At 71.0% G+C, this 22,217-nt stretch carries 15 protein-coding genes; 6 read left to right on the top strand and 9 right to left on the bottom strand.

Translation table 11 applies throughout. From position 1 onward, the window contains the following. The first annotated feature begins 14 nt into the window (after positions 1 to 14). Entirely contained in the window at positions 15 to 680 is a 666-nt protein-coding gene (locus K8612_RS13855; protein ID WP_223762588.1) for an SET domain-containing protein, read from the top strand. 53 nt (positions 681 to 733) lie between these two features. After that, a complete protein-coding gene (locus K8612_RS13850; RefSeq protein ID WP_223742957.1) occupies positions 734 to 1,669 on the top strand; it encodes an acyl-CoA dehydrogenase family protein in 936 nt (311 codons plus the stop codon). A 50-nt stretch (positions 1,670 to 1,719) separates the two neighbouring features. On the opposite strand, the gene K8612_RS13845 is transcribed toward K8612_RS13850, so the two are convergent. Beyond that, positions 1,720 to 2,673, bottom strand: coding sequence for a VCBS repeat-containing protein (locus K8612_RS13845; RefSeq protein ID WP_223762587.1), 954 nt, complete (start codon positions 2,671 to 2,673; stop codon positions 1,720 to 1,722). Between the two features lie 506 nt (positions 2,674 to 3,179). Further along, the gene (locus K8612_RS13840; protein ID WP_223742958.1) at positions 3,180 to 3,887 is read right to left on the bottom strand and encodes a hypothetical protein; all 708 of its coding nucleotides are present in this window, start codon (positions 3,885 to 3,887) and stop codon (positions 3,180 to 3,182) included. 120 nt (positions 3,888 to 4,007) lie between these two features. On the opposite strand from K8612_RS13840, the gene K8612_RS13835 reads away from it, so the two are divergent. Together K8612_RS13835 and K8612_RS13830 are read left to right on the top strand one after the other, a co-directional pair. Then, positions 4,008 to 4,841, top strand: a complete 834-nt coding sequence (locus tag K8612_RS13835; protein ID WP_223742959.1) for a hypothetical protein — start codon at positions 4,008 to 4,010, stop codon at positions 4,839 to 4,841. Positions 4,842 to 4,853: 12 nt separating this feature from the next. Continuing rightward, positions 4,854 to 6,164, top strand: a complete 1,311-nt coding sequence (locus K8612_RS13830) for a M18 family aminopeptidase (RefSeq protein WP_223762586.1) — start codon at positions 4,854 to 4,856, stop codon at positions 6,162 to 6,164. 76 nt (positions 6,165 to 6,240) lie between these two features. Here the strand turns inward: K8612_RS13830 and K8612_RS13825 are convergent, their stop codons facing one another. Further along, positions 6,241 to 8,373 carry a M4 family metallopeptidase gene (locus K8612_RS13825; protein WP_223742961.1) on the bottom strand — a complete coding sequence of 711 codons (2,133 nt, stop codon included), beginning with the start codon at positions 8,371 to 8,373 and terminating at the stop codon, positions 6,241 to 6,243. Positions 8,374 to 8,746: 373 nt separating this feature from the next. Here K8612_RS13825 and K8612_RS13820 point away from each other — a divergent pair, with 373 nt between their 5' ends. Beyond that, complete coding sequence (locus tag K8612_RS13820; protein WP_223742962.1) at positions 8,747 to 9,331, top strand: DUF2378 family protein; 585 nt, start codon at positions 8,747 to 8,749, stop codon at positions 9,329 to 9,331. A 43-nt stretch (positions 9,332 to 9,374) separates the two neighbouring features. On the opposite strand, the gene K8612_RS13815 is transcribed toward K8612_RS13820, so the two are convergent. From K8612_RS13815 to K8612_RS13790, 6 genes are all read right to left on the bottom strand, one after another. After that, a complete protein-coding gene (locus K8612_RS13815; RefSeq protein ID WP_223762585.1) occupies positions 9,375 to 10,271 on the bottom strand; it encodes a formyltransferase family protein in 897 nt (298 codons plus the stop codon). A gap of 2 nt (positions 10,272 to 10,273) precedes the next feature. Next, positions 10,274 to 11,461 carry a GNAT family N-acetyltransferase gene (locus tag K8612_RS13810; protein WP_223742964.1) on the bottom strand — a complete coding sequence of 396 codons (1,188 nt, stop codon included), beginning with the start codon at positions 11,459 to 11,461 and terminating at the stop codon, positions 10,274 to 10,276. After that, positions 11,458 to 12,726, bottom strand: coding sequence for a GNAT family N-acetyltransferase (locus K8612_RS13805; RefSeq protein ID WP_223762584.1), 1,269 nt, complete (start codon positions 12,724 to 12,726; stop codon positions 11,458 to 11,460). The genes K8612_RS13810 and K8612_RS13805 overlap by 4 nt, the downstream gene beginning before the upstream one ends. A 46-nt stretch (positions 12,727 to 12,772) precedes the next feature. After that, positions 12,773 to 14,050: a sterol desaturase family protein gene (locus tag K8612_RS13800; RefSeq protein WP_223762583.1), complete on the bottom strand. Its 1,278-nt coding sequence runs from the start codon at positions 14,048 to 14,050 to the stop codon at positions 12,773 to 12,775. A 28-nt stretch (positions 14,051 to 14,078) separates the two neighbouring features. Next, complete coding sequence (locus K8612_RS13795; RefSeq protein ID WP_223762582.1) at positions 14,079 to 15,380, bottom strand: aminotransferase class I/II-fold pyridoxal phosphate-dependent enzyme; 1,302 nt, start codon at positions 15,378 to 15,380, stop codon at positions 14,079 to 14,081. Positions 15,381 to 15,708: 328 nt separating this feature from the next. Continuing rightward, positions 15,709 to 16,722 (bottom strand): serine protease, encoded by a 1,014-nt coding sequence (locus tag K8612_RS13790; protein ID WP_223762581.1) that lies wholly within the window; start codon positions 16,720 to 16,722, stop codon positions 15,709 to 15,711. Positions 16,723 to 16,890: 168 nt separating this feature from the next. Here K8612_RS13790 and uvrA point away from each other — a divergent pair, with 168 nt between their 5' ends. After that, positions 16,891 to 22,194: an excinuclease ABC subunit UvrA gene (gene uvrA, locus K8612_RS13785; RefSeq protein ID WP_223762580.1), complete on the top strand. Its 5,304-nt coding sequence runs from the start codon at positions 16,891 to 16,893 to the stop codon at positions 22,192 to 22,194. Positions 22,195 to 22,217: the final 23 nt, after the last annotated feature.

Raw genomic sequence — 22,217 nt, 5'->3', positions numbered from 1 at the left:
CGCCCCTATCCGCGATGACGACTTCCCCTTCCTTCCAGCCGACCCCGTCGATCCCCTTCGAGCTGCGCCAGTCCCCCATCCAGGGCACGGGCGCCTTCGCCACCCGCCGCATCCGCAAGGGCGCGCGCATCATCGAGTACATCGGTGAGCGCATCACCCAGGCCGAGGCGGACGTCCGCTACGACGACGAGTCGATGGAGCGCCACCACACGTTCCTCTTCAACCTGGACGACGACACGGTGCTGGACGCGGGGACCCTCCACAACGAGTCGCGCTACATCAACCACTCGTGCGAGCCCAACTGCCAGTCGCTCATCGACAAGGGCCACATCCACATCTACGCGCTGCGCGCCATCGAACCGGGGGAGGAGCTGACGTACGACTACGCGTACGAGCGCACCCCGGAGATGGACGCCGAGGCCGAGGCGCTCTACGTCTGCCGCTGTGGCACGCCCTCCTGCCGGGGCACCATCCTCGCGCCGGAGAAGAAGGCCCCCGCGCGGCGCAAGAAGGCCGCGTCGAAGGCCAAGTCGGGCTCCAAGTCCAAGGCCGCGTCGAAGGCCAAGTCGACCTCCAAGGCGAAGTCCGCCAAGAAGTCGAAGGCCGCGCCGCCGGCCGCCGCGAAGAAGAAGCGGGGCACCCGCCGCGCGAAGTCCCCGGGCCGCCGCGCCGCGAGCTGACGGCCCCGCACCGGAAGCGCGCACGCTCCAGGGCGGAGCATTAGACTGGGGGCGTGAAAGACGTCCTGCGCTTCCTGCTCACCGAGGCCCCTGACTCCCCTTCGCTCGACTCCGTGGAAGCCTGGTGGCGCCGGCACCTCGCGGTGCTGCCACGCTTCCAGGTGCCCGCGGACCTGGCGCTCGCCAGCGGCTTCCGGATGGACCGGATGGGGTTCGCGTTCTCCTCCGGTTATCAGGCCGCGCTGCGCTCGCTCTTCCCCCAGTTGCCGAAGGACAAGCGCGCCGCGCTCTGCGCCACGGAGATGGGCGGCGGGCACCCGGGCGCCATCGAGGCGAAGCTCACGCCGAAGGGCGCGGGCTGGACGCTCGACGGCGTGAAGACCTACGTCACGCTGGGCACGCACGCGGAGGTGCTGCTGGTGGTCGCCTCCGAGGGCCGGGACGCCCAGGAGCGCAACCGCCTGCGCATGGTGCGGCTGGACGCGCGCGCGCCCGGGGTGACCGTGGAGCCGCTGCCGCCCCTGGGCTTCGTGCCGGAGGTGCCGCACGCGGCGCTGCGGCTGGATGGCGTGGAGGTGGGGCCGGAGGACGTGCTGCCCGGGGACGGCTACACCCGCTATCTCAAGCCGTTCCGCACGGTGGAGGACTGCCACGTCAACCTGGCCGTGCTGGGCTGGCTGCTGAAGGTGGCCCGCCGGTGCGGCTGGCCGGTGGCGCTGCGCGAGGAGCTGGTCGCCATCGCGGTGATGATCCGGGCCCTCGCGCTGGAGGACCCCAGCGACCCGGCCGTGCACGTGGCGCTGGGCGGCGCGCTCGCGCAGATGCACCGGGCGCTGGAGCGCTGCGAGGTGGCCTGGGAGGGCGTGGACGTGGAGACGCGCGAGCGCTGGCAGCGCGACCGGCGCCTGCTCGACCTGGCGTCCAAGGTGCGCGCGAAGCGGCTGGAGGTCGCGCGGCAGCGGCTGGCCGGCGGCGCGGGCGAGGACTGAGCCGGGGCGCCAGGAGCGCACCCCCGTCCAGCCCTCATGCAACGGGGTGCCTAGTAGAAGCGGTTGCCTTCGTTCCAGCCGCTCGCATCCGTGAACGGCGTGGTGAAGACCGAGTAGGAGCTCACGCTCCAGCCACCGGAGCGCCACACGGTGAAGCTCCCCGACGGATCACGCGCCAGCAGGTCGTCGTAGCCGTCCCCATTGAGGTCCATGGGGAAGTAGCGGTGGCCGAACTTCCAGCCCGCCCCCGTCCGGAAGGGCGTCTCGATGCGGGTCGTGTCCTCGTTGAAGCTCGTCCCGTTCGAGCGCCAGAAGGACAGGTCTCCATCCGAGCGGCGCACGGCCAGGTCGTCCCGGTGGTCGCCGTTGACGTCCATCACGATGAAGCGATGGCCCTCGTCCCAGCCGCGCGCGTTGTTCAGCAGGGTGGAGAACGCGTTGGCGAAGACGAGCACCGAGCCATTGGAGCGCCACACCTCGAAGGCGCCACCGCCGTCGCGGGTCACCAGCTCCTTCGAGCGGCGGCCCGTGGTCGGAGAGATGGCGCCGTCGATGTCCATGACGAAGAAGCGGTGGCCTTCGTTCCAGCCGTTGGCGTCCGTGAGGGCCGTGCTGGTGGTGCCCGCGTACGTGAACGTCGTGCCGTTGGACACCCAGGTGTCGAAGCCGCCAAAGGCGTTGCGCGCCAGCAGGTCGCTCATGCCGTCGCCCGTGATGTCGGCCACCAGGAACCGGTTGCCTTCGTTCCAGCCCCAGGCGTCGGTGTACCCGGTGGAGAAGGCGCCCGAGTAGACCAGCGCGGTGCCATTGGAGAGCCAGACATCGAAGGTCCCATCCGCGCGCCGGGCGAGGAGGTCGTCCATGGCATCGCCGTTGATGCGCATCCGCTGGAAGGACTCACGCGCGCCCGGGAGCACGCGCACGCCGTAGTACTGCTGGACGCCGGCGCGGTCCCAGTAGCTCAGCTCCCCGTCGCCGTTGCGGACCGGGTTGCAGTAGTTCATGACGGAGTCCCAGTCCCAGGGGCCCACCGTCGTGTCGCCATTGTGTCCCTGGGGATCGCAGGTGGCGGACGAAGGCGTGTCACCCCGGTTCTGCTCATGCGAGAAGCCGATCGCATGGCCCAGTTCATGGACGACCGGCGACCGTGTGGGGCGCGGGCCAGAGGGCGTCCGTGGCCACGTACAGGGATTGCTTCGCCGAGGTCTTGAGGGCCGGGGCCGGCCCGGGCTCGCAGCCAATCAACGCGAACGCAAGCAGGCCAAAGGATTTCACAAACACGCGCTTCAACGGGAACTCCTTCACCACGGGGTGGGGAGGGAGTGTGTCTGGATTTGTGGTTGGAAAGCCAGTTCAATCCATTTCATGTCTGCTTATTCCCGATTCCGGGACCCGTCCCGGTTCTGGGAAGGGATTGCGTGGGCCGGGGTCTGGGAAAAGCGAAGCCCGCGAGGGGAGGGGCTCGAGGCCTCCTCCACCGCGCGGGCTTGGGGTGCGGCGGATTGGGGGGTCAGTACCGTCCGCCGCCCAGCGCGGAGACGATGGCGGACAGGACGCGGTTCTCCACGCCCCAGACGGCCTTGTTCATGCCCTTCACGCCCGCGCCGCGCATGTAGTCCGTGAAGTCGTGCAGGGCGGTGGAGCGCTGCATGCGCTCGGTGCTGGCGGCGTAGAGCAGCGGCGTGTTCGGCGCGCCCGTGAGGCCCAGGTCCGGGCAGGCCTCCGACAGCGCCGCGCGGTCGATGCCCGTCACCGCGGACAGCATCGCCACGGTGAAGTGGTGCACCGGCAGCTCGCGCGCGTTGGGCACGCGCTCCAGCACCTTCGCGCGCGTCGCCGGATCCGTGGCCAACTGGGGCAGCGTCACCCGGGACATCTCCAAAATCTGCTCGTTGGTGACGTGCTTGTTGTCCAGGATGGCCCGGTCGAACAGGCTCTGCGGCGTGTCACCCTTGATGGTGATGTTCACGTCGGACAGGCGCTGACGCATGGTCTGGATGGCGCGCCCCACCTCCGTGTTGGGGCCGCCGCGCCACGAGCCCGGCGTCGCCTGCACCGGCGCCATCGTCGCGCGGGCCCGCGCCAGCTCCGCGCGGTTGAGCACGTCCGCGCGTGACGCCTCCGTGACCTGGTTGGCCCGGGCGGGCTGGGCGGCCGGCGCCTGCGTGCGGGCCGGGGCGACGGAGGGGGCGGCGGGACGGTTGCGGATCTGCGTCATGGAGGCACCTTCTACCCTGGATGTCGGAGTAACGGATTATCGCCGGCAGAGCAGGGGAGTTGCCTTCCCATGCCCTCCCCAGCGCGTGCGTTCCGCCCCCGTCCCGGTATGGTGCGCGCCATGTCCCCGCGCCTGCCCACCCAGTTCGCCGACCTCCTCACCCCCAAGGGCCGCCGCATTCTCGAAGGCCGAGACTCCGAGACCCGCGGCGCGCTCCTGGACCCCACGCGGCCCTTCATCGCGCTGCAGGGCGTCATCGACGTGAAGAAGGCGGCCGAGGCCCGCGACCTCCTGGACGCCGCGCTGCGTGACACGCTCGTCACCATGGAGGACCCCATCCCGGAGGACTCCATCTCCGGCATGGTGGAGAACTACACGGAGGCGCTGCCCAAGACGGTGCGCGTGCGCACCGCGCTGCTGGAGAGCCGGCGCTCGCGCTCCTGGCGCGCGGCGGAGGCCGTGGGGCTGAGGGCGCTCTTGCGCTCGGACACGTTCGCGGCCTTCGCGGCGACGGTGAGCGGCCGGCCGCTCAAGCGGGGCTGGGGCATCCAGGTGCTCTGCTACGGCCCGGGCGACTACACCGGCCCGCACAACGACCACCACCCGGAGGAGGCGGACGCGCGCCACGGCTACGTGGACATGCACGTGAGCCTCACCCTGCCCGCCGTGGACCACCAGTACCTGGTGTACGCGAAGGACGGGCACTTCTCCGAGCTCACCCGGGTCAGCACCGTGGGCGGCGTCACCGTGTACCGGCTGCCCTTCTGGCACTACACGACGCCGCTGTCCGCGAAGCCGGGCCGGGAGGACGCGGCGCGCCGCTGGGTGCTCCTGGGCACCTTCCTGGACGCCGCTCCCGGGACGCGCCCCTCCTCCACCGTCCTGCCGGCGGGCGCCCCGCCGCCTGTCCGGGCGGTGACAGTCGGACGTGGCAGCGGGGCCGGACGGCGTTAGCGTGCCGGGCCCATGAGCCCGACCGACATCGACACGCAGGCCAACGACCTCCTCCAGTACATCGACGCGTCGCCCACGCCGTACCACGCCGTGCGCGAGACGGCGCGCCGCCTCACCGCCGCGGGCTTCCGCGAGCTGGACGAGCGCGAGTCCTGGTCGCTGAAGCCCGGCGACAAGGTCTTCGTCATCCGCGGCGACACGAGCATCGCCGCCTTCCAACTGGGCACGAAGCCCGTGGACACCACCGGCTTCCGGCTGGTGGGCTCGCACACGGACTCGCCCAACCTGCGCCTCAAGCCCAACGCGCCCGTCAACCGCCACGGCTACCAGCAACTGGGCGTTGAAATCTACGGCGGGGTGCTGCTGCACACGTGGACGGACCGCGACCTGTCGCTCGCGGGCCGCGTGGTGACGCTGCACGACGGCCGCCCCCGGCACCACCTGGTGGACTTCCGCCGGCCGCTCCTGCGCGTGCCCAACCTGGCCATCCACCTGAACCGCGGCGTCAACACGGAGGGCCTGAAGCTCAACCCCCAGGAGCACATGGTGCCGGTGCTGGGCCTGGAGAGCGCGGGCCCCGCGGAGCTGAAGGCGCTGCTGGTGGAGGAGCTGGGCCGCGCGGGCGTGAAGGCCGCCGCGGACGACCTGCTGGGCTACGACCTGTGCCTCTATGATTTGCAGCCGTCCACCCGCTCCGGCCTGCACGGGGAGTTCCTCCACGCGCCCCGCCTGGACAACCTGGCGAGCTGCCACACCGGGCTCACCACGCTCCTGAAGGACACCGGCCCGCGCGAGGCCACGGTGGGCGTGGTGCTCTACGACCACGAGGAGTGCGGCAGCCGCAGCGCGCAGGGCGCCGCGTCGCCGTTCCTGAAGGACCTGCTGGAGCGCATCGTCCAGGGGCACTCGGATGGACGCGCGGACGCGTTCCACCGCGCCATCCGCCGCTCGTTCCTGGTGAGCGCGGACATGGCGCACGCGGTGCACCCCAACTACGCGTCCATGCACGAGCCCAGGCACCAGCCGCAGTTGGGCGGCGGCCCGGTCATCAAGACCAACGTCAACCAGTCCTACGCGACGGACGGCGAGTCGTGGGCGCACTTCGCGGCGCTGTGCAAGGAGGCGGGCGTCACGCCCCAGCACTTCGTCACCCGCACGGACCTGGGCTGCGGCAGCACCATTGGCCCCATCACCGCGGGCCAGTTGGGCATCCGCACGGTGGACGTGGGCAACCCCATGCTGTCCATGCACTCCATCCGCGAGCTGGCCGCCGCGTCCGACGTGGCCCGCATGGTGGCGGTGCTGACGCGCTTCTTCGCCTGAGACGAAAAGGAAGAGGCGGGCCCGGTGGTGACACCGGACCCGCCTCGGGTGTTTCAGGAAGCTCGCGGCGCGGGGACTAGTTCACGCCCACCGCGGTCCAGGCGTCCTTCACCTTCGCCACCTGGTTGGAGTCCGCGCCGTACAGGTCGGTGGCGGCCTTGATGGTGGCCTCACGCGCCTGGGCGAACGTCGTCTTCGGCGTCATGTACGTGGTGAGGGCGCGGCCGAAGATCTTCAGGCCGTCCTCCATGCCGATGCCGCCCTTCACCTCCAGGCCGGAGGTGCGGTTCTTGCCGCCCTCCACGAGCAGGTAGAAGGCGTTGTTGGAGATGCCGCTGGAGCCGTGCACCTCCGTCTGCTTCGGGTAGTTCTTGTAGTTGTCGACCGAGTAGCCGTCCTTGGTCGGGTCGTTCATGTAGCGCAGGCCGTCCTCGTCGGTGCCGTTGTTCGGCGTCCAGGCGGCCTCGCCCACGGTCCAGTTCCACTTGGCCTCGGGGTTGTTCTTCGCGGCGTACCACTCCACGCCCGTGCCGATGATGTCGGAGAAGGACTCGTTCAGGCCGCCGGACTCGCCGCTGTAGATGAGGCCCGCGGTGCGCTCGGTGAGGCCGTGCGCGATCTCGTGGCCCGCGATGTCCAGCGTGGTGAGCGGGCCGGACTGCTTCCCGTCGCCGTCGCCGTAGCTCATCTTCTCGCCGTCCCAGTACGCGTTCACGTAGTTGTTCTTCACGTGCACGTAGTTGACGAGCTTCTCGCCGGCGCCGTCGATCGAGTCACGGCCCAGGACGTTCTTCAGGAAGTCGTAGGTCATGGCCGCGCCGTAGTGCGCGTCGATGCCGGCCTTGGCGCGCGCCGGGTCGGTGGCCTCGCCCCACTTGTCGTTGTTGTCGGAGATCTTCGTCTGGCCGGACGCGGTGGACTTGTTGTTCGCGTCGTAGGTCACGATGCCCTTGCCGCGCGTCGAGTCCTCCAGCGAGTACGTGCCGTCCGCTTCCTTCTTGGTCTTCAGGTCCACGTGGCCGCTGTACATGGACAGGTCGTCCGCGACGCCCGTGGGCGGGTTCTGCGGATCCGTCGGCGGAGGCGTGGTCTCCTTCGCGGTGATGTTCAGGCTCCAGTTGTTCAGGGTGCCCGTGTCACGCGCGGCCTTGTCCTCGACCGTGATGGTCCACTCGCCCTTGGCGCTCTCGCCCTTGAAGGCCTCCGAGAGGTCGAACGAGCCGGCGATGTCGTCCTTGGAGCCGCCCTTGCGGTCCTGCAGCACGGCCGTCTTGCCGGAGGGGCTGGTCACGGAGACCTTCAGGTCGCCGCTCCAGGTGTGCTTGATGTTCAGGTCGACGGACAGCTTGTCCACCGTCACGCCGTCCGGGATGTTGATCTTCGACTGGACCTGGCCCTTGTCCGGGATGGCGACGTTCGGGCTGGCGGTGCCGTTCACCTGCAACTGCGCCGCGGCGGACTTCGACCAGCCGCCGATCTTGTTGAAGCTCTCCAGCACCTTCCCCGTGTTGGCGTCGATGATGTAGTTCTGCTTCTTGGGCTTCTGCTGCCCGGCGATCTGCTGGATCTCCACCTGGTAGGCGGAGTGGTACTTGCCTTCCGCGTCCTGGTAGATGACGCGCTCGGAGGAGGGCTGCTTGTCGGCCTTGCCGCCCAGCTCCTTCTTCGCGATGTCGATGGCCTGCTGCGGCGCCAGCTTCGGCTTCTGGGTGCCCAGGCCCGCGGGGATGGGGTTCTGCTCACCGGTGACGCTGGACACCTTGCCGTCCGCGCCCAGGTGGCTGATGAGCTGCTCGCCGAAGACCTTCACGCCCTCGTGCATGCGGTCCAGGCGGACGTGGGTCATGCCCAGCTCGTCGACCTCCACGCTCTTGGGGGCCAGCGTCGGGCCGGCCTTGTTCGCCGCCAGCAGCGACGAGGCCGTCATCGGCGGGGTGAGGGCCTTCAGGGACGTCTGGATGGCGGCCTGCGCCTCCTTGCTGTCCAGCGCGAGGCGGCCGGGCTGCGCGGAGGCGGCCCCCGTCGTGGAAGCCTGCGCCGTCGTCGCGGCGGCGGCCGTGGGCTGCGCGCCAGCGGCGGCGCCCGTGCGGGAGACGGACTCGAAGCCGTCCTTCACGCGAAGGACGTTCTTCGCCTTCGCCGGCGCGGAGGTGTCGGTGGTGGGACGGAGGGAAACGGGCGTCGAACCTTCGGTGCGGCGAATGGTCATGGATCACTCACACTGCAAGGGGGATGAACAATTCTCGCACGATGAACTCCGAGAGTTTCCGATGGGTTGAAGAAGTTAACGCGGCAGCCCAGGAATCAGGGGATTGGGCTGGTGGACTTCCGGTGAATCCAACGGTTGACACCAAAAATTTGCTTTCAGTAAGGGTCCATTGCGACCCGAAGTCTCTGAATCCCCCGAGGCGAGCCGTCACGGATCAGCGCGAGCGGCGCGGGAAAATGCGGGGGAAATCATTGGAAAAGTCCACAACAGCGGCAACCAGGCGGGCAGGCCCGGCGCGTGGAGGCTGATACACTGAGACACGGTTTCCCGGCCGGGACGGTGCGGGGGCTGGACCCTGGGGGGGTTGAAGACCATGGAGCCGTGGAATCATCCGGAGACGCGGCAGGCGCCAGGCCTGCCGCTGCTGATGGTGCGGGTGCCTCGCCGCAACTTCGAAGGGCTGTTCGAGCACGCGCTGAGGCCGTCCGGCCCGTTCGCGCAGGCGCTGCGGGACGTGGGCTACGACCCGGACACGGTGGAGGAGCGCCTCCCCCTGGAGGTGTGGCGCGCGTCGCTGGCGGTGGCGCGGCGGCATGCGTGCCCGGGCCTGGCCAACGAGGACGCCAACCGCGTGCTGGGCACCCACTACGTGGAGGGGTTCGCGCAGACGCTGGTGGGGCGCATCTTCGCGGCGGCGGCGCCGCTGTTGGGCGCGGAGCGGTGCCTGGCGCGGCTGCCCACGTACCTGCGCGCGGGCCGCGAGGACATGAAGCTCACGCTGGAGCCGGTGCGCGCGCGGGAGTGGCGGGCGCGCGTGGTGGACGCGGATCCGCTGCCGGACTTCGTGGCGGGCGTGGTGGAGCAGGTGCTGCGCCGCACGCGGGTGCTGCCGCGCGTGGACGTGCTGGAGCGCACCGAGCACACCTATTCACTGCGGATCCGCTGGGACGAGGCCTGAAGCGGCGCGCTCCCCGCCGGAGGATGGCCCCGGCGGGCAGGGCTCAGGAGGCCGCGGTCCCCAGGGGCGCCTTGGCCACGGGGAACACGTCCCGCGTCGTCGGGTCGGTGGGGTCCTCGAAGCGCAGCAGCCGGCGGAAGTCCTCCGCGCGCCAGAACACCTGGCCCGCCGCGTGGAAGCGCTCCAGCTCCTCGCGCGTGGGCCAGGAGCGGTAGGGGAAGCGGGCGCGGCTCACGTCGATGGCGAGCGAGGGGGGCGTCCGGCCCTGCTCGAGCGCCTCCAGGTGCCGCGCGAGCAGCGGCACCCCCGCCGCGGTCGCCTTCACCGTCAGCGCCAGGTGGGACTCCGCGCCGGTGCGCGTGAAGGCGGACTGGCCATGCACGTCCCCCGCGTCGATGCGCGCGGTGGTGCGGTGGAGCGTCGTCCCAATCTCCGGCACGCCGTGGAGCATGGCCTGGAAGATGGAGTCCACGCCGCGGAAGTCCGGCAGCAGCGACGGGTGGAGGTTCAGGCAGCCGTGGCGCGGCAGGCCCAGCAGCGGCTCGCGGAGGATCTGATCGCACATGCTGGTGACGAAGAGGTCCACCTGCTGCGCTCGCAGCGCCTCGACGGTCTCCTCCCCGGAGAAGTCGTCGCTGACCTTCAGCGGGATGCCGTAGGCGCGCGAGAGCTGCTGGAAGCTCATCAGCCCGCCGCGAGGGGCGCCGAAGGGCAGCGAGCCCCCGAGCCCCGCGAGGACGTTGTAGCCGGTGAAGCGCGCGCCGAACTGCCGCAGGAAGACGGGCAGGACCTGGGCCGGGGTGTAGCGCTTCTTCTGGAAGCGCAGGCCCCCGGCGGACAGCAGGATGCTGGTGGGCACGAGCCCCCCGCGCCGCACCAGGGTGTTGGCGAAGGCGAGGGACATGATGGACGGGATGCAGCCGTAGGCGAAGCGGATCACGGTCACGCCGCCTTGTGGGAGGGGGGCTGGTCCCCCTCGTCGGACGTGGAGACGCGGAAGCGGCGCCGCTCCTGGGGCTGCTTCTCGCTCAGCAGCAGCGGCAGCAGCGGGTTGATGAGCGGCCGCAGCCAGGGGGACTGCAGGCGCGCGGCCATGGTCATCCCCTCCAGGTCCGCGCCCACGGTCTGCTTGACGAAGTAGCTGGTCAACCCCAGGTCCGCCACCCGGCACCCGTGCAGGGCCGCGTGCTCCAGCTCCTTCCAGAGCAGCAGGTAGTACGCGGGGGTGCCCTCCGTGCGCGCGTAGTCCATGCCGATGAGGAAGGGGTTGTGCACCCCGCCGCCCGTGCCCGTGAGGATGAAGGCGATGAGCTCACCCTCCTTCGTGCGCAGCGTGAGGAAGCTGCTGGTGGCGGGCATGCGCTCGGCGAGGGTCTCGAAGAAGGCGCGCGGGAAGGGGTTGCGCTTGAACTCCGAGGCGCCCTCGTGGACCTGGAGGTAGAGCGGGTAGCACGCGTCGATGAGCGGGCGGAAGTCCCGCACGCGCTCCACCTGGAACCCCAGCGCCTCCGCGTCCTTCAGCTTCTTGCGCAGGTTCTGCCGCGACTTCTTCTTCAGCCGCTGGAAGTGCTGCTCGCTGCTCATCCCGTCGAGCGTCACCATCGCCATGGGGTGGTTGGCCACCGGCTTGAAGCCCCGCTCCAGGAACCACGACTGCAGCCGCAGGTCCTCCGGCAGCCCCTCCATGAAGTCGCGCACCAGCAGCAGCGCGGAGTCCGTGCAGACCGTGTCGCAGGCCTCCAGCAGCGCCTGGGCGAAGTCGTGCTCCGACAGCTTGCGCGCGTCGTACCACCAGTGCCGCTGCGCCGTTTCGAAGGTGCCCACCATGCCCAGGCCCAGGGACAGGAAGCCGGGCATCACCCGGCGCACGCCCTTGGCCAGGGCGCCCACCCGGTCCGGCATGAGGAGGGTGAGGTCCAGGCGCTCCTCGGTGATGACGGCCAGGCCGACGACGTCCTCGCCCTGGGACATCACCAGGTAGCCGAACTTCCGCTCCGGGAACGAGTCCTCCAGGCACGACAGGAAGGCCGCGCTCTTGAAGGGGTGGCCCTGGGCCAGCTTCTCGTCCCAGAGCGCCTGGGGCACCTGCTGGATGCTGGGGACAATCCGCGTGGTGGTGGCCGTGCTCATTCCTCGCTCCCGTCGTCCAGCCGCTCGAAGTGGATGCCGTGACGGGCCAGGCCGTCGTCGTTCTCCTTCATGTCCCGGAACACGCGCTGCGAGCGCGGCAGCGGCGTGGGCGGGAACAGCTCCGCGCCGAAGCGCTTCAGCAGGGCGTCCAGCACCGGGTTCGTGTGGTGGACGGCCAGGTAGAGCCGGTCCACCACCGCGCCGATGCTCGCCTTGACGGCGTAGCTCGTCTGGCCCAGTTGCACCACGGCCTTGCCGTGGGCCTCCAGCACCTCCACGATCTTGTAGATGCTGTTGAAGTACAGCGCGCCCTCGTCCCGCAGGCGGTAGTCCAGCCCCAGGTAGATGGGGTGCACCCACTCGTCGTCCTTGAGGAACAGCTCGAAGGACACCAGCTCCTCGCCCTTGAAGCACAGGAGGGCGAAGACGCGCTCGCCCATGAGCGCGGGCAGCCGGGCGAAGAAGTCCACGCTGAGCGTCTCGAAGCGGATCTTCGAGCGGTTCAGCACCTGGAGGTACAGCGGGTGCATCTGCGCGGCGTAGCGGGAGAAGTCCGCGACCTGCTCCCAGCGCAGGCCCGCCTCCTGGACGCGGGCCATGCGGTTGTTCATGAGGGAGCGGTACTTCTTGCGCAGCCGCTCCCGGTAGGTGCTCTTCCCGGGCTCGCCCAGGTAGAGGTAGGTGGTGGCGGCGCTCTCCACGAAGGAGAAGCGCGGGGACAGCACGTCCCGCACCTCCGGCAGCAGCCGGGTGGTGAGCTCCTTCATGAAGACCAGGCCCAGCTTCAGGTGCCGGGCCCGGGCCACCACCTCGTCGGAGATGGCCCGCAGCACGGCGTCACGGCGCGGCTTCGGCAGGTCCGGGCGCACACCCAGCAAGTCCTTGCAGATGGCGATGGGCGTCCCGATGACGAAGGCGTTGAGGAACAGGAAGTCCGGCAGGACGCGGCGCACCTGGGAGACGACCTTGTTGACGTTGTCCGGCGCGATGACCGTCAGCGACATCCGGAAGCGGAAGCACGGCACGACGGCCAGGACCTCGGACGCGCTCCGGACCTGGAGGTAGTGGAACTGCACGTCCTCCAGGCTGGCGGCCTCCGTGGCCTGGTGCAGCTCATAGGCCTGCATCACGTCCGAGGTCGGGAAGCAGGTGTTCCAGGCCTCCCGGCCGATTTCCTGGATGGAGGAGACCCAGCGGAATTCGAGCGGCCCTGGAGGGGCGTGGGGCGCGGGGGCGCTCCCGATGGCGGTGGCGGACGCGGTCATGACGTGTCGTGCGAAGGAGGGACGGAGAAGAAGAAGGGGAGGCGGCTCAGGCGGCCAGCGCGCCCGGGGTCCGGGAGGCCTGGGACGCGCCCTCCTGGAACACGGCGCGGAAGCGCAGGAGCCACAGCGAGCCGAGCACGGGGTGCAGGAGCAGGGGCAGCGCGCCCGTCAGGGGCAGGCCTTCCATCAGCGCCAGGGCGGGGACGAACAGCGCCACGCAGGCCAGCCGCGCGCACTCCATCCGCCAGGCCCAGGGGCGCGAATCCATCAGCACGCCGAGGGTCCAGGTGCTGACGAGCACCAGCCCCAGCGCCAGGACGCGCGCGGCCACGCCCAGCGTGTCCAGGTACCACGCCACCAGGAGGATGCCGGTGGCGAGCACCAGGAACTGCGCGAAGCAGTAGGCGGCCACGGGCCAGGGCAGCCTGGGGTCGTACTTCTGGAACGTGGCGGACGGCCCGTCGTCCGCGTGGCGGAAGCGGTCCGCGCGCAGGGAGGGGGGCGTCCAGCCCGGACCGCGCACGACGCACAGCAGCTTGTCGGACACCCGCTCGCAGGCGGCGGCCTTCTGGAAGAGCTCGCCGAAGTAGTGGAAGTGCGCGGTGAAGGGGTTCCACGAGCGCAGGCCCGCGCGCAGCCCATAGACGGGAGGGTGCTCCGGCAGCTCCGGCTGGTAGGTGCCGAAGAGCAGGTCCCACACGACCAGGATGTTGCCGTAGTTCTTGTCGATGTACGGCGTGTTGCGGCTGTGGTGGACGCGGTGCTGGGACGGGGTGACGAGCACCTTCTCCAGGAAGCCCAGCGGCGGCACGTAGGTGTTGTGGATGGCGTACTGGAAGACGAGCTGGAGGCTGGTGATGCCCAGGAAGACCTCCGGCGAGATGCCCAGCAGCGCCATGGGCACGAAGAAGGGCCACGTGGTCAGCTCGCCCAGGGCGCTCTGGCGCACCGCCAGGCCGAAGTTCATGTCCTCGCCCGAGTGGTGGACGACGTGGATGCCCCACATCCACGCCATGGTGTGATGCAGGCGGTGCGCCCAGTAGTAGAAGAAGTCGTAGGACAGGAACGCCAGCACCCACGTCCACGCGGAGTCGTTGGGCAGCGCGAAGAGCGCGTGGTGCCGGTGCACGTAGCCGTAGAAGACGAACGTGGCCCCGGCGATGACGACGCTGCCCAGGACGGTGAGCAGGCTCATCGTCACGTTGGTGATGAGGTCGTTGAGCCGGTACGCCGGCCGCCGCCGCAACACCCCCACCACCAGCTCCAGGAGGATGGGGGTGAAGAACACCGGCAGCCCGTAGAGGAGCTGTTCCTTGAGGTCCATGGGCGCGAGTCCTGGGAGGGGGCGTGCGTCAGGTGCCGGTGGGCGACAGGGCCGGGGCCTGCTGCTGGAGGCCCAGCTTGCGGCTGCAGCGGTCCAGGGTGTCCAGGAAGCGCTCCAGGTCCGCCTGCCTCAGGTTGGCGCTGACGTTGATGCGCAGCCGCGTCCGGTTCTTGCTCACCGCGGGGTAGCCCACCGGGTTGACGTAGATGCCCTCCTCGTGGAGCAGCCGCGTCAGCTCGAAGGTCTTCTCGTAGGCGGGCATCAGCACGGGGATGATGGGGGACTCGCTGTTCATGCAGTCCAGGCCCATGGCGCGGATGCCGGTCCGCAGGACGTTCTCGTTGTGGTGCAGCCGCTGCTGCAGCTCGGGCTCCTCCTGGAGGATGCGGATGCCCTCCAGCAGGCCCGCGGCGACGGGGGGCGGCAGCGAGGCGGAGAAGATGTAGCCGTTGGAGCCGAAGCGCAGCAGGTCGATGGTGGCCTTCGCGCCGGCGGCGAACCCGCCGATGCCCGGCAGGCCCTTGCTGAGGCTGCCGGTGAGCACGTCCACGCCGTGCTGGAGGGCGAAGTGCGCCGGGGTGCCCCGGCCGTTGGGGCCCATGGCCGCGGTGGCGTGCGCGTCATCCACGAGCACGAAGGCGTTGTAGGACTCCGCCAGCGCCACGATGCCCGGCAGGTCCGCCACGTCGCCGTCCATGCTGAAGACGCCGTCGGTGATGATGAACTTGCGCTGCTCGAAGGGCAGCTTCTTCAGCATGCCTTCGATGCTGCGCAGGCTCTTGTGCCGGAAGGTGCGCACGTCCGCGCCCGACAGCTTCAGCCCGTCGATGATGGACTGGTGGTTGAGCATGTCCGACAGCACGACGTCGCCCTCGCCGCACAGCGCGGACAGCACGGACAGGTTCGCCGCGTAGCCGCTGCTGTAGGTGACGCAGTCCTCGAAGCCGAGGAACTCCGCCAGCGCGCGCTCCAGCTCCAGGTGCAGCTCGCAGGTGCCGTTGAGCAGCCGCACGCCGCTGACCGTCGTGCCGTAGCGCTTGAGGGCCGCCTCCGCCGCGGCCACCACGCGCGGGTGCCCGTTCAGGCCGGAGTAGTTGTAGGAGCCGAAGTGGAGGACCTCCCGGCGTCCGCGCGAGGCCGCCTCCCGGCGGGTCGGGCTGAGGCTGACGCTCGCCTCGCGGCCGGGGATGCCGTGGAACACGCGGCCGATGACGTCACAGTGGTGGTTGTCCACGTAGTAGTGGACCGCCTTCTGGACCTCCTGGAGCCGGGCGGAGCCCACGGTGAGGTCACGGTTCTTCACGACACGGGGAGGGGCGGCGATGTCCATGGCTGTTGCTTCCCGGGCCACGGCGCATGGGTCCCCTGCCTTCGGGCGCTCCCCTCCCGTTGCGCGCCGTGCGGCGAGCGCCACGGGCGGTGGGAAGCGAGGCCTCGACGGCGGTCCGGGTACGGGGAGCCGCTGCGCGTGGACGCTTCAAACGCAGGTGTGAGTGCGGGGGTGTACCGGATGGCCACGCCGCCGAGCCCCGGGTCGGGTGCTCGCCGCAGTCCCCCACCGTGGCGACTTCCAGTTATACAATGATAACCAGATTGTCAAAGGATGGATGTTTATTTTGTTTTTACTGGAATTGACCCGGATGTATCGGGGTGCGCCCCTAGTTGAGGTACGTCTTCGGCGGGGGGCGCTTGCTGGCGGGGGTGGGAGGCGCCGGGCGGGACTGGCGCCACCGGCCGATGACGTCCATCAACCCGTCGAACGTGTCGCGCAGGGCCCAGGCCCGGTCCTCCACGTCCTTCAGGGCCTCGCAGCGCAGGAGGCCGTCGCGCAGCGCGCGCTGGACGCCGGGGCAGTCGTCGCGCTCGTCGATGAGCTGCTCGGCGGTGTGCGCGTAGAGGCGGTAGCAGCCCTCCACGTCGCCCCGGTTGTAGGCGGGGGCGCCCACGTTGATGGCCTGGCCCAGCAGCGAGGCCACGGACTCCACGGCCGGCGTCGCGCAGCCCTCCAGCAGGCCCACGGGATGCTGCGGCACCTGCCGCACGCGCATGGCGCGCTGCCGGGGCGCGTCCAGCGCGGACAGCGGGCGGGGCGGGCCGGGCGTCTTGAGGAGCGGCGCGATGTAGCGCACCGGGATGACCAGCCCCAGCGCGCGGCCGTTGGCGAGCGCCGCGGTGGCCAGCCCCACCACCTGCCCGCGCGCGTCCAGCACCGGCGAGCCGGACGCGTCCTCGGGCAGCGTGCGGGACAGCTCCAGCAGGGTGAGCCATTCGCCCAGCACCTGCACCGCGCGGACCTCCAGCAGGCGCGGTTCGGGGGCGCGGTCCGCGTGGGCCTGGATGACGTGCAGGGACTCGCCCTCCGAGGGCAGCGTGGCGGGGCCCAGCGGGAGGGGGGGCACCAGGTCCGGGACGGAGAGGCACAGGAGGGCCAGGTCGCGGCGCTCGTCCACGGCCGCCACCTGCACCACCGGGGAGCGCAGGCCGTCCGGCAGCACGGCGGTGATGGCGCGGGCGCTGGCCACCGCGTGGAGGCTGGTGACGACGTGGCCTTCGGGGGAGATGACGAAGCCCGTGGCGGTGTGACCGCCCAGGTCCAGCAACACCAGGGAGGCACTCGTGCGCCGGAGGGCCTCTTCGGCCCGCGCACGGCGTACCTGGACGTCATCGGACATGGCCACCCCCGTTCGGCCGGCATTCCCACCGGGATGCGTTGGATGTGACCGGCCGCATCACGTTGTATCAGCCTGCCCGCTCCCCACCCAACCCACCCGGGCGGTGCGATGTTGGCCGTCATGTTGTGATTGGCGCGCGACTGTCCGGTCGTTAAACCTCCGGCCGGCATGCACAAGACCCACCTCGTCGGCGCCCGCACCCACAACCTCAAGGATCTGTCCGTCGACCTCTCCGAAGGGGAGTTCGTCTGCGTCACCGGCGTGTCCGGGGGCGGCAAATCGAGCCTCGCGCTGGACACGCTCTACGCGGAGGGGCAGCGCCGGTTCGTGGAGAGCTTCAGCCCGTACGCCCGGCAGTTCCTCGAGCGGCTGGAGCGGCCGCCCATGGACGCGCTGGAGCCGGTGGCCGCGGGCGTCGCGGTGGACCGCCGCGCGCCGGTGAAGAGCTCGCGCAGCACGGTGGCCACGCTGGCGGACGTGGAGCCGTACCTGTCCGCGCTCTTCACCCGCGAGGCGATGCCGGTGTGTCCGGACTGCGGCCTGGAGGCGGTGCGCACCGACGCGCGCGTGGCCGCGCAAACCGCCCTCCGCGAGCACCCGGACGCGCAGGGCGTCTTCACCTACCCGGTGCGCATCCCGGACACGGCCGCCTTCATCGACGCGCGGGCCCGGCTGCTGAAGGACGGCTACCACCGGCTGATGGTGCAGGGCGAGGTGAAGGAGCTGGAGACGCTCAAGCCGGGCGAGGCCACCGACCCCGCGGGCGTGGCGCAGGTGGTGGTGGACCGGGTGAAGCTGACGGACGCGAACCTGTCCCGCGTCACGCAGGCGCTGGAGGACGCGTGGGCCCGCGCGGACGGCGAGGCGCTCCTCTTCCTGCCGGAGACCGCGCCCCAGAAGCTGCGCCGGGGCCTGGTGTGCCCGAAGTGCGCGCGGGAGTTCGAGCTCGCGAGGCCGGGCCTCTTCAGCTACCAGAGCCCGGTGGGCGCGTGCGCGCCGTGCCGCGGCTTCGGGCGCACCATCGGCATCGACTGGGGGAAGGTGATCCCCAACCCGGGCTTGAGCCTGGCGCAGGGGGCCATCCGCCCGTGGTCCGGCCAGTCCACGAGCTGGGAGCGGGAGATGCTCCAGCGCTACTGCAAGCAGAAGGGCATCCCCTTCGACAAGCCGTGGGAGAAGCTCACCGCGGCCCAGCGCGAGGCGGTGCTCCAGGGCGAGGGGGACTACGACGGCGGCCGCGTCTACCCGGGCGTGCGCGCGTGGTTCCGGTGGATGGAGGGCCGCACGTACAAGATGCACGTGCGCGTGCTGCTGGCCCGGTATCGCGCGTACACGCTCTGCGAGAGCTGTCACGGCGCGCGCCTCAACGAGCAGGCCCGTGCGTGGCGCGTGGGCGGCCTGGACCTGCCGGCGTGGCACGGGCTGGAGCTGACGGACGCGCTGGCGCGGCTGGACGGGCTGAAGACGCTGACGGGGCAGGGGGACCTGGCGCGGCGGGAGCTGTCCGCGCGCCTGCGCTATCTGCAGCGCGTGGGCCTGGGCTACCTCACGCTGGACCGGCCCGCGCGCACGCTGTCCGGCGGCGAGGCGCAGCGCGTGTCGCTGACGGCGGCGCTGGGCACGTCGCTGACGGGCGCGCTGTTCGTGCTGGACGAGCCCACCGTGGGCCTGCACCCGGGGGACGTGCCGCCGCTCACGGAGGCCATCGCGGAGCTGGCGGACCGGGGCAACATCGCGCTGGTCATCGAGCATGATCCGCTGATCATCCGCTCCGCGCACCGCGTGCTGGAGCTGGGCCCGGGCGCGGGACGCCATGGCGGCACGCTGTGCTTCGATGGCACCCCGGAGGCGCTGGCGAAGCGGCAGGACCTGCCCACCGGCCGCATGCTGTCCGGGGGGGCGGAGGCGCCGCGCACGCCGCGCACCCGCACGGGCGAAATCGTCATCCGCGAGGCGCGCGAGCACAACCTGAAGGACGTGTCCGTGCGCGTGCCGCTGGGAGTGCTGTGCGCCATCACCGGCCCCAGCGGCTCCGGCAAGAGCACGCTGATGGACGAGGTGCTCTACCGGCACCTGGCGCGCGGGCTGGGCGTGAAGGACGTGGAGGCCCCCGGCGACGTGGCGGCGGTGGAGGGCGGGGCGCAGGTGGAGGCCATCACCTTCGTGGACCAGTCCCCGCTGGGGCGCACGTCGCGCGGCAACGCGGCCACGTACACCAAGGCGTGGGACCGGCTGCGCGAGCGCTTCGCCTCGGAGCCGGACGCGGAGGCGCGGGGGCTGACGTCCGCGCACTTCTCCTTCAACGTGGACAAGGGCCGCTGCGAGGCCTGCTCCGGTGAAGGCTACGAGACGGTGGAGATGCAGTTCCTCGCGGACGTGGCCCTCCTGTGCGCGGTGTGCCGGGGCCGGCGCTTCAAGGAGGAGGTGCTCGCCGTGCGCCACCAGGGCTTCAGCGTGGCGCAGGTCCTGGAGATGACGGTGGACGAGGTGCTCCAGCACTTCGGTGACGACTCCGCGCTCAAGCGCACCCTGGGGCCCGCGCAGCGGCTGGGCCTGGGCTACCTGCCGCTGGGCCAGCCCCTGTCCACGCTGTCCGGCGGCGAGGCGCAGCGGCTGAAGCTGGCGCGCGCCCTGGCGAGCGACGCGAAGGGCACGCTGTTCCTCATCGACGAGCCGAGCGCGGGCCTCCACGCGGAGGACGTGCGCCACGTGATGGCGTCCCTGCACGCGCTGGTGGACCGGGGCGCGAGCGTCCTCGTGGTGGACCACGACGTGTCGGTGATGAAGGGCTCGGATTGGATCATCGACCTGGGGCCCAAGGGCGGCCGGGACGGTGGCCGGCTGGTGGCGGAGGGCACGCCCGCGGACGTGGCGAAGGTGAAGGGCAGCGCCACCGCCGCCGCGCTGAGGGGGGAGGGCAAGCCGCTGGCGAAGGCGGTGAAGCTGCGCCGCCCGGGGAAGGAGGCGCCGCCCGCCATCGAGGTGGAGCACGCGCGCGAGCACAACCTCCAGGACGTGTCCTGCCGCATCCCCCTGGGGAAGATGACGGTGGTGACCGGGCCCAGCGGCTCCGGCAAGAGCTCGCTGGTGTTCGACGTCGTCTTCGCGGAGGGCCAGCGCCGCTTCCTGGAGACGCTGACGCCGTACGCGCGGCAGTTCCTGCCCACGCTGCCGCGCCCGGACGTGGAGCGCATCAGCAGCATCCCGCCCACCGTGGCGCTGGAGCAGCGCACGTCGCGCGCGGGGTCCACCAGCACCGTGGCCACCGTCACGGAGGTGGCCCACTACCTGCGGCTCATGTACGCGAAGATCGGCGAGCCGCACTGCCCGCATGACGACACGCCCATCGGCGCCACCACGCCGGCCGCGCTCTATGCGCAGGTGCTGGCGACGAAGGGCGACGGGCAGGTGCTGGCGCCCGCGGTGCGCGCGCGCAAGGGCACGTACCTGGACGTCTTCACCGCGGCGGCTCGCGCGGGCATCACCCAGGCCATCGTCGACGGGGAGCTGGCGTCCACGGACAACCCGCCGCGGCTGGCGAAGACGAAGGAGCACGACATCGACCTCGTGATGTACGAGGGCAGGCTCGCGAAGCTGCCGCGCGAGGTGTTCGACGCGTCGCTCAACTGGGGCAAGGGCGCGGTGAAGCTGCGCGCGGGCAAGGCGGAGACGCTCCTGTCCAGCGAGCGCACGTGCCCGAAGTGCGGCACCGCCGTGCCGGAGCTGGATCCGCGCTGGTTCTCCTTCAACACGAAGCAGGGCCGCTGCGAGTCGTGCGAGGGCACCGGCGTGCAGGGCGGCGCCGCCGCGATGGCCGAGGGCGAGACGGCCCCGTGCCGCACGTGCGGTGGCACCCGCCTGTCCCCGGTGCCGCGCGCGGTGCGGCTGGAGGGCGCGCGCTACCACGAGGTGGTGCAGGCGTCCGTGACGGCCACGCTCGCGCGCGTGCGCACCTGGAAGCTCAAGGGCGACCGGGCGCTCTTGGGGGAGACGGCGCGGCAGGAGATGCTGCGGCGGCTGGAGTTCCTGGAGCGCGTGGGCCTGGGCTACCTGTCCCTGGACCGCAACGCCGCCACGCTGTCCGGCGGCGAGATGCAGCGCTTGCGGTTGTCCGCGCAGTTGGGCGCGGGGCTCACCGGCGCGATGTACGTGCTGGACGAGCCCACCATCGGCCTGCACCCGCGCGACACGCACCGGCTGCTCGACAACCTCCGCGCGCTGGTGGAGACGGGCTCGACGGTGCTGGTGGTGGAGCATGACTCGGACACCATCCGCGCCGCGGACCACCTGCTGGACCTGGGGCCCACGGGCGGCCGGGGCGGCGGCCACATCCTGGCGGAGGGCACGCCGGACGTGGTGCTGGAGTCGGACTCGCCCACCGCGCAGGCGCTGCGGGCCGCGCAGGTGCGGCCTCCGTCCGGCCGGGGGGAGCCGAAGGCCTGGGTGGAGCTGAAGGGCGCGCGCGCGAACAACCTCCAGCGCGTGGACCTCAAGCTGCCGGTGGGGCGGCTCAACGTCGTCTCCGGCGTGTCGGGCTCCGGCAAGAGCACGCTCATCCGGCAGGTGCTGTACCCGGCGCTGCGCGACAAGCTGGGGCTCGTCACGGCGAAGGCCGGCGCGTTCGACGCGCTCAAGGGCACGGAGTCCATCAAGCGGGTGCTGTCGGTGGACCAGTCGCCCATCGGGCGCACGCCGCGCTCGGTGCCTGCGACGTTCCTGGGCATCTGGGACGAGCTGCGCCGCGTGTTCGCGGCCACGCCGGAGGCGAAGATCCGCGGCTTCGGGCCCGCGCGCTTCTCCTTCAACACGGCGAGCGGCGGCCGCTGCAAGGTGTGCGAAGGGCAGGGCGCCATCTCCCATGAGATGTCCTTCCTGCCGGACGTCGTCACGCCGTGCGAGGCCTGCAACGGGGCGCGCTTCGACGCCGCCACGCTGGAGGTGCGCTACCACGGGCTCACCGTGGGCGACGTGCTGCGCCTGTCCGCGGACGAGGCCAAGGACGTCTTCCGCGCGCTGCCCAAGGTCGCCGCGCCGCTGGAGTGCCTGGCGGACCTGGGCGTGGGCTACCTGCAACTGGGGCAGGGCTCCAACACGCTGTCCGGCGGTGAGGCGCAGCGGCTCAAGCTGGCCGCGGAGCTGACGGCCACCTCCCGCCACGAGCCCACGCTGTACGTGCTGGACGAGCCCACCACCGGCCTGCACCTGGGCGACGTGGAGAAGCTGATCACCTTCCTGGGCCGGCTGGTGGACCGGGGCGACACGCTGGTCGTCATCGAGCACCACCCGTCCGTCATCGCCGCGGCGGACCACGTGGTGGAGCTGGGGCCGGAGGGCGGCGAGGGCGGAGGCCGCATCGTGGGCGAAGGCACGCCGCGCGAGGTGGCGAAGCTCAAGACGCCCACGGGGCGCGTGCTCAAGTCGGTTTTTTCCACTGAAGAACCCCGGGCGCGCGCCGCCTCACGCGGACGGTGAAACGATGCGGCCCTTCCGGCATC

The organism is Corallococcus sp. AS-1-6, assembly GCF_020037015.1.
In the GTDB taxonomy this organism is placed as follows: Bacteria; Myxococcota; Myxococcia; order Myxococcales; family Myxococcaceae; genus Corallococcus.
Note: the sequence above shows the minus strand (reverse complement) of the source record. Positions and strands in the feature narration are given on the sequence as shown.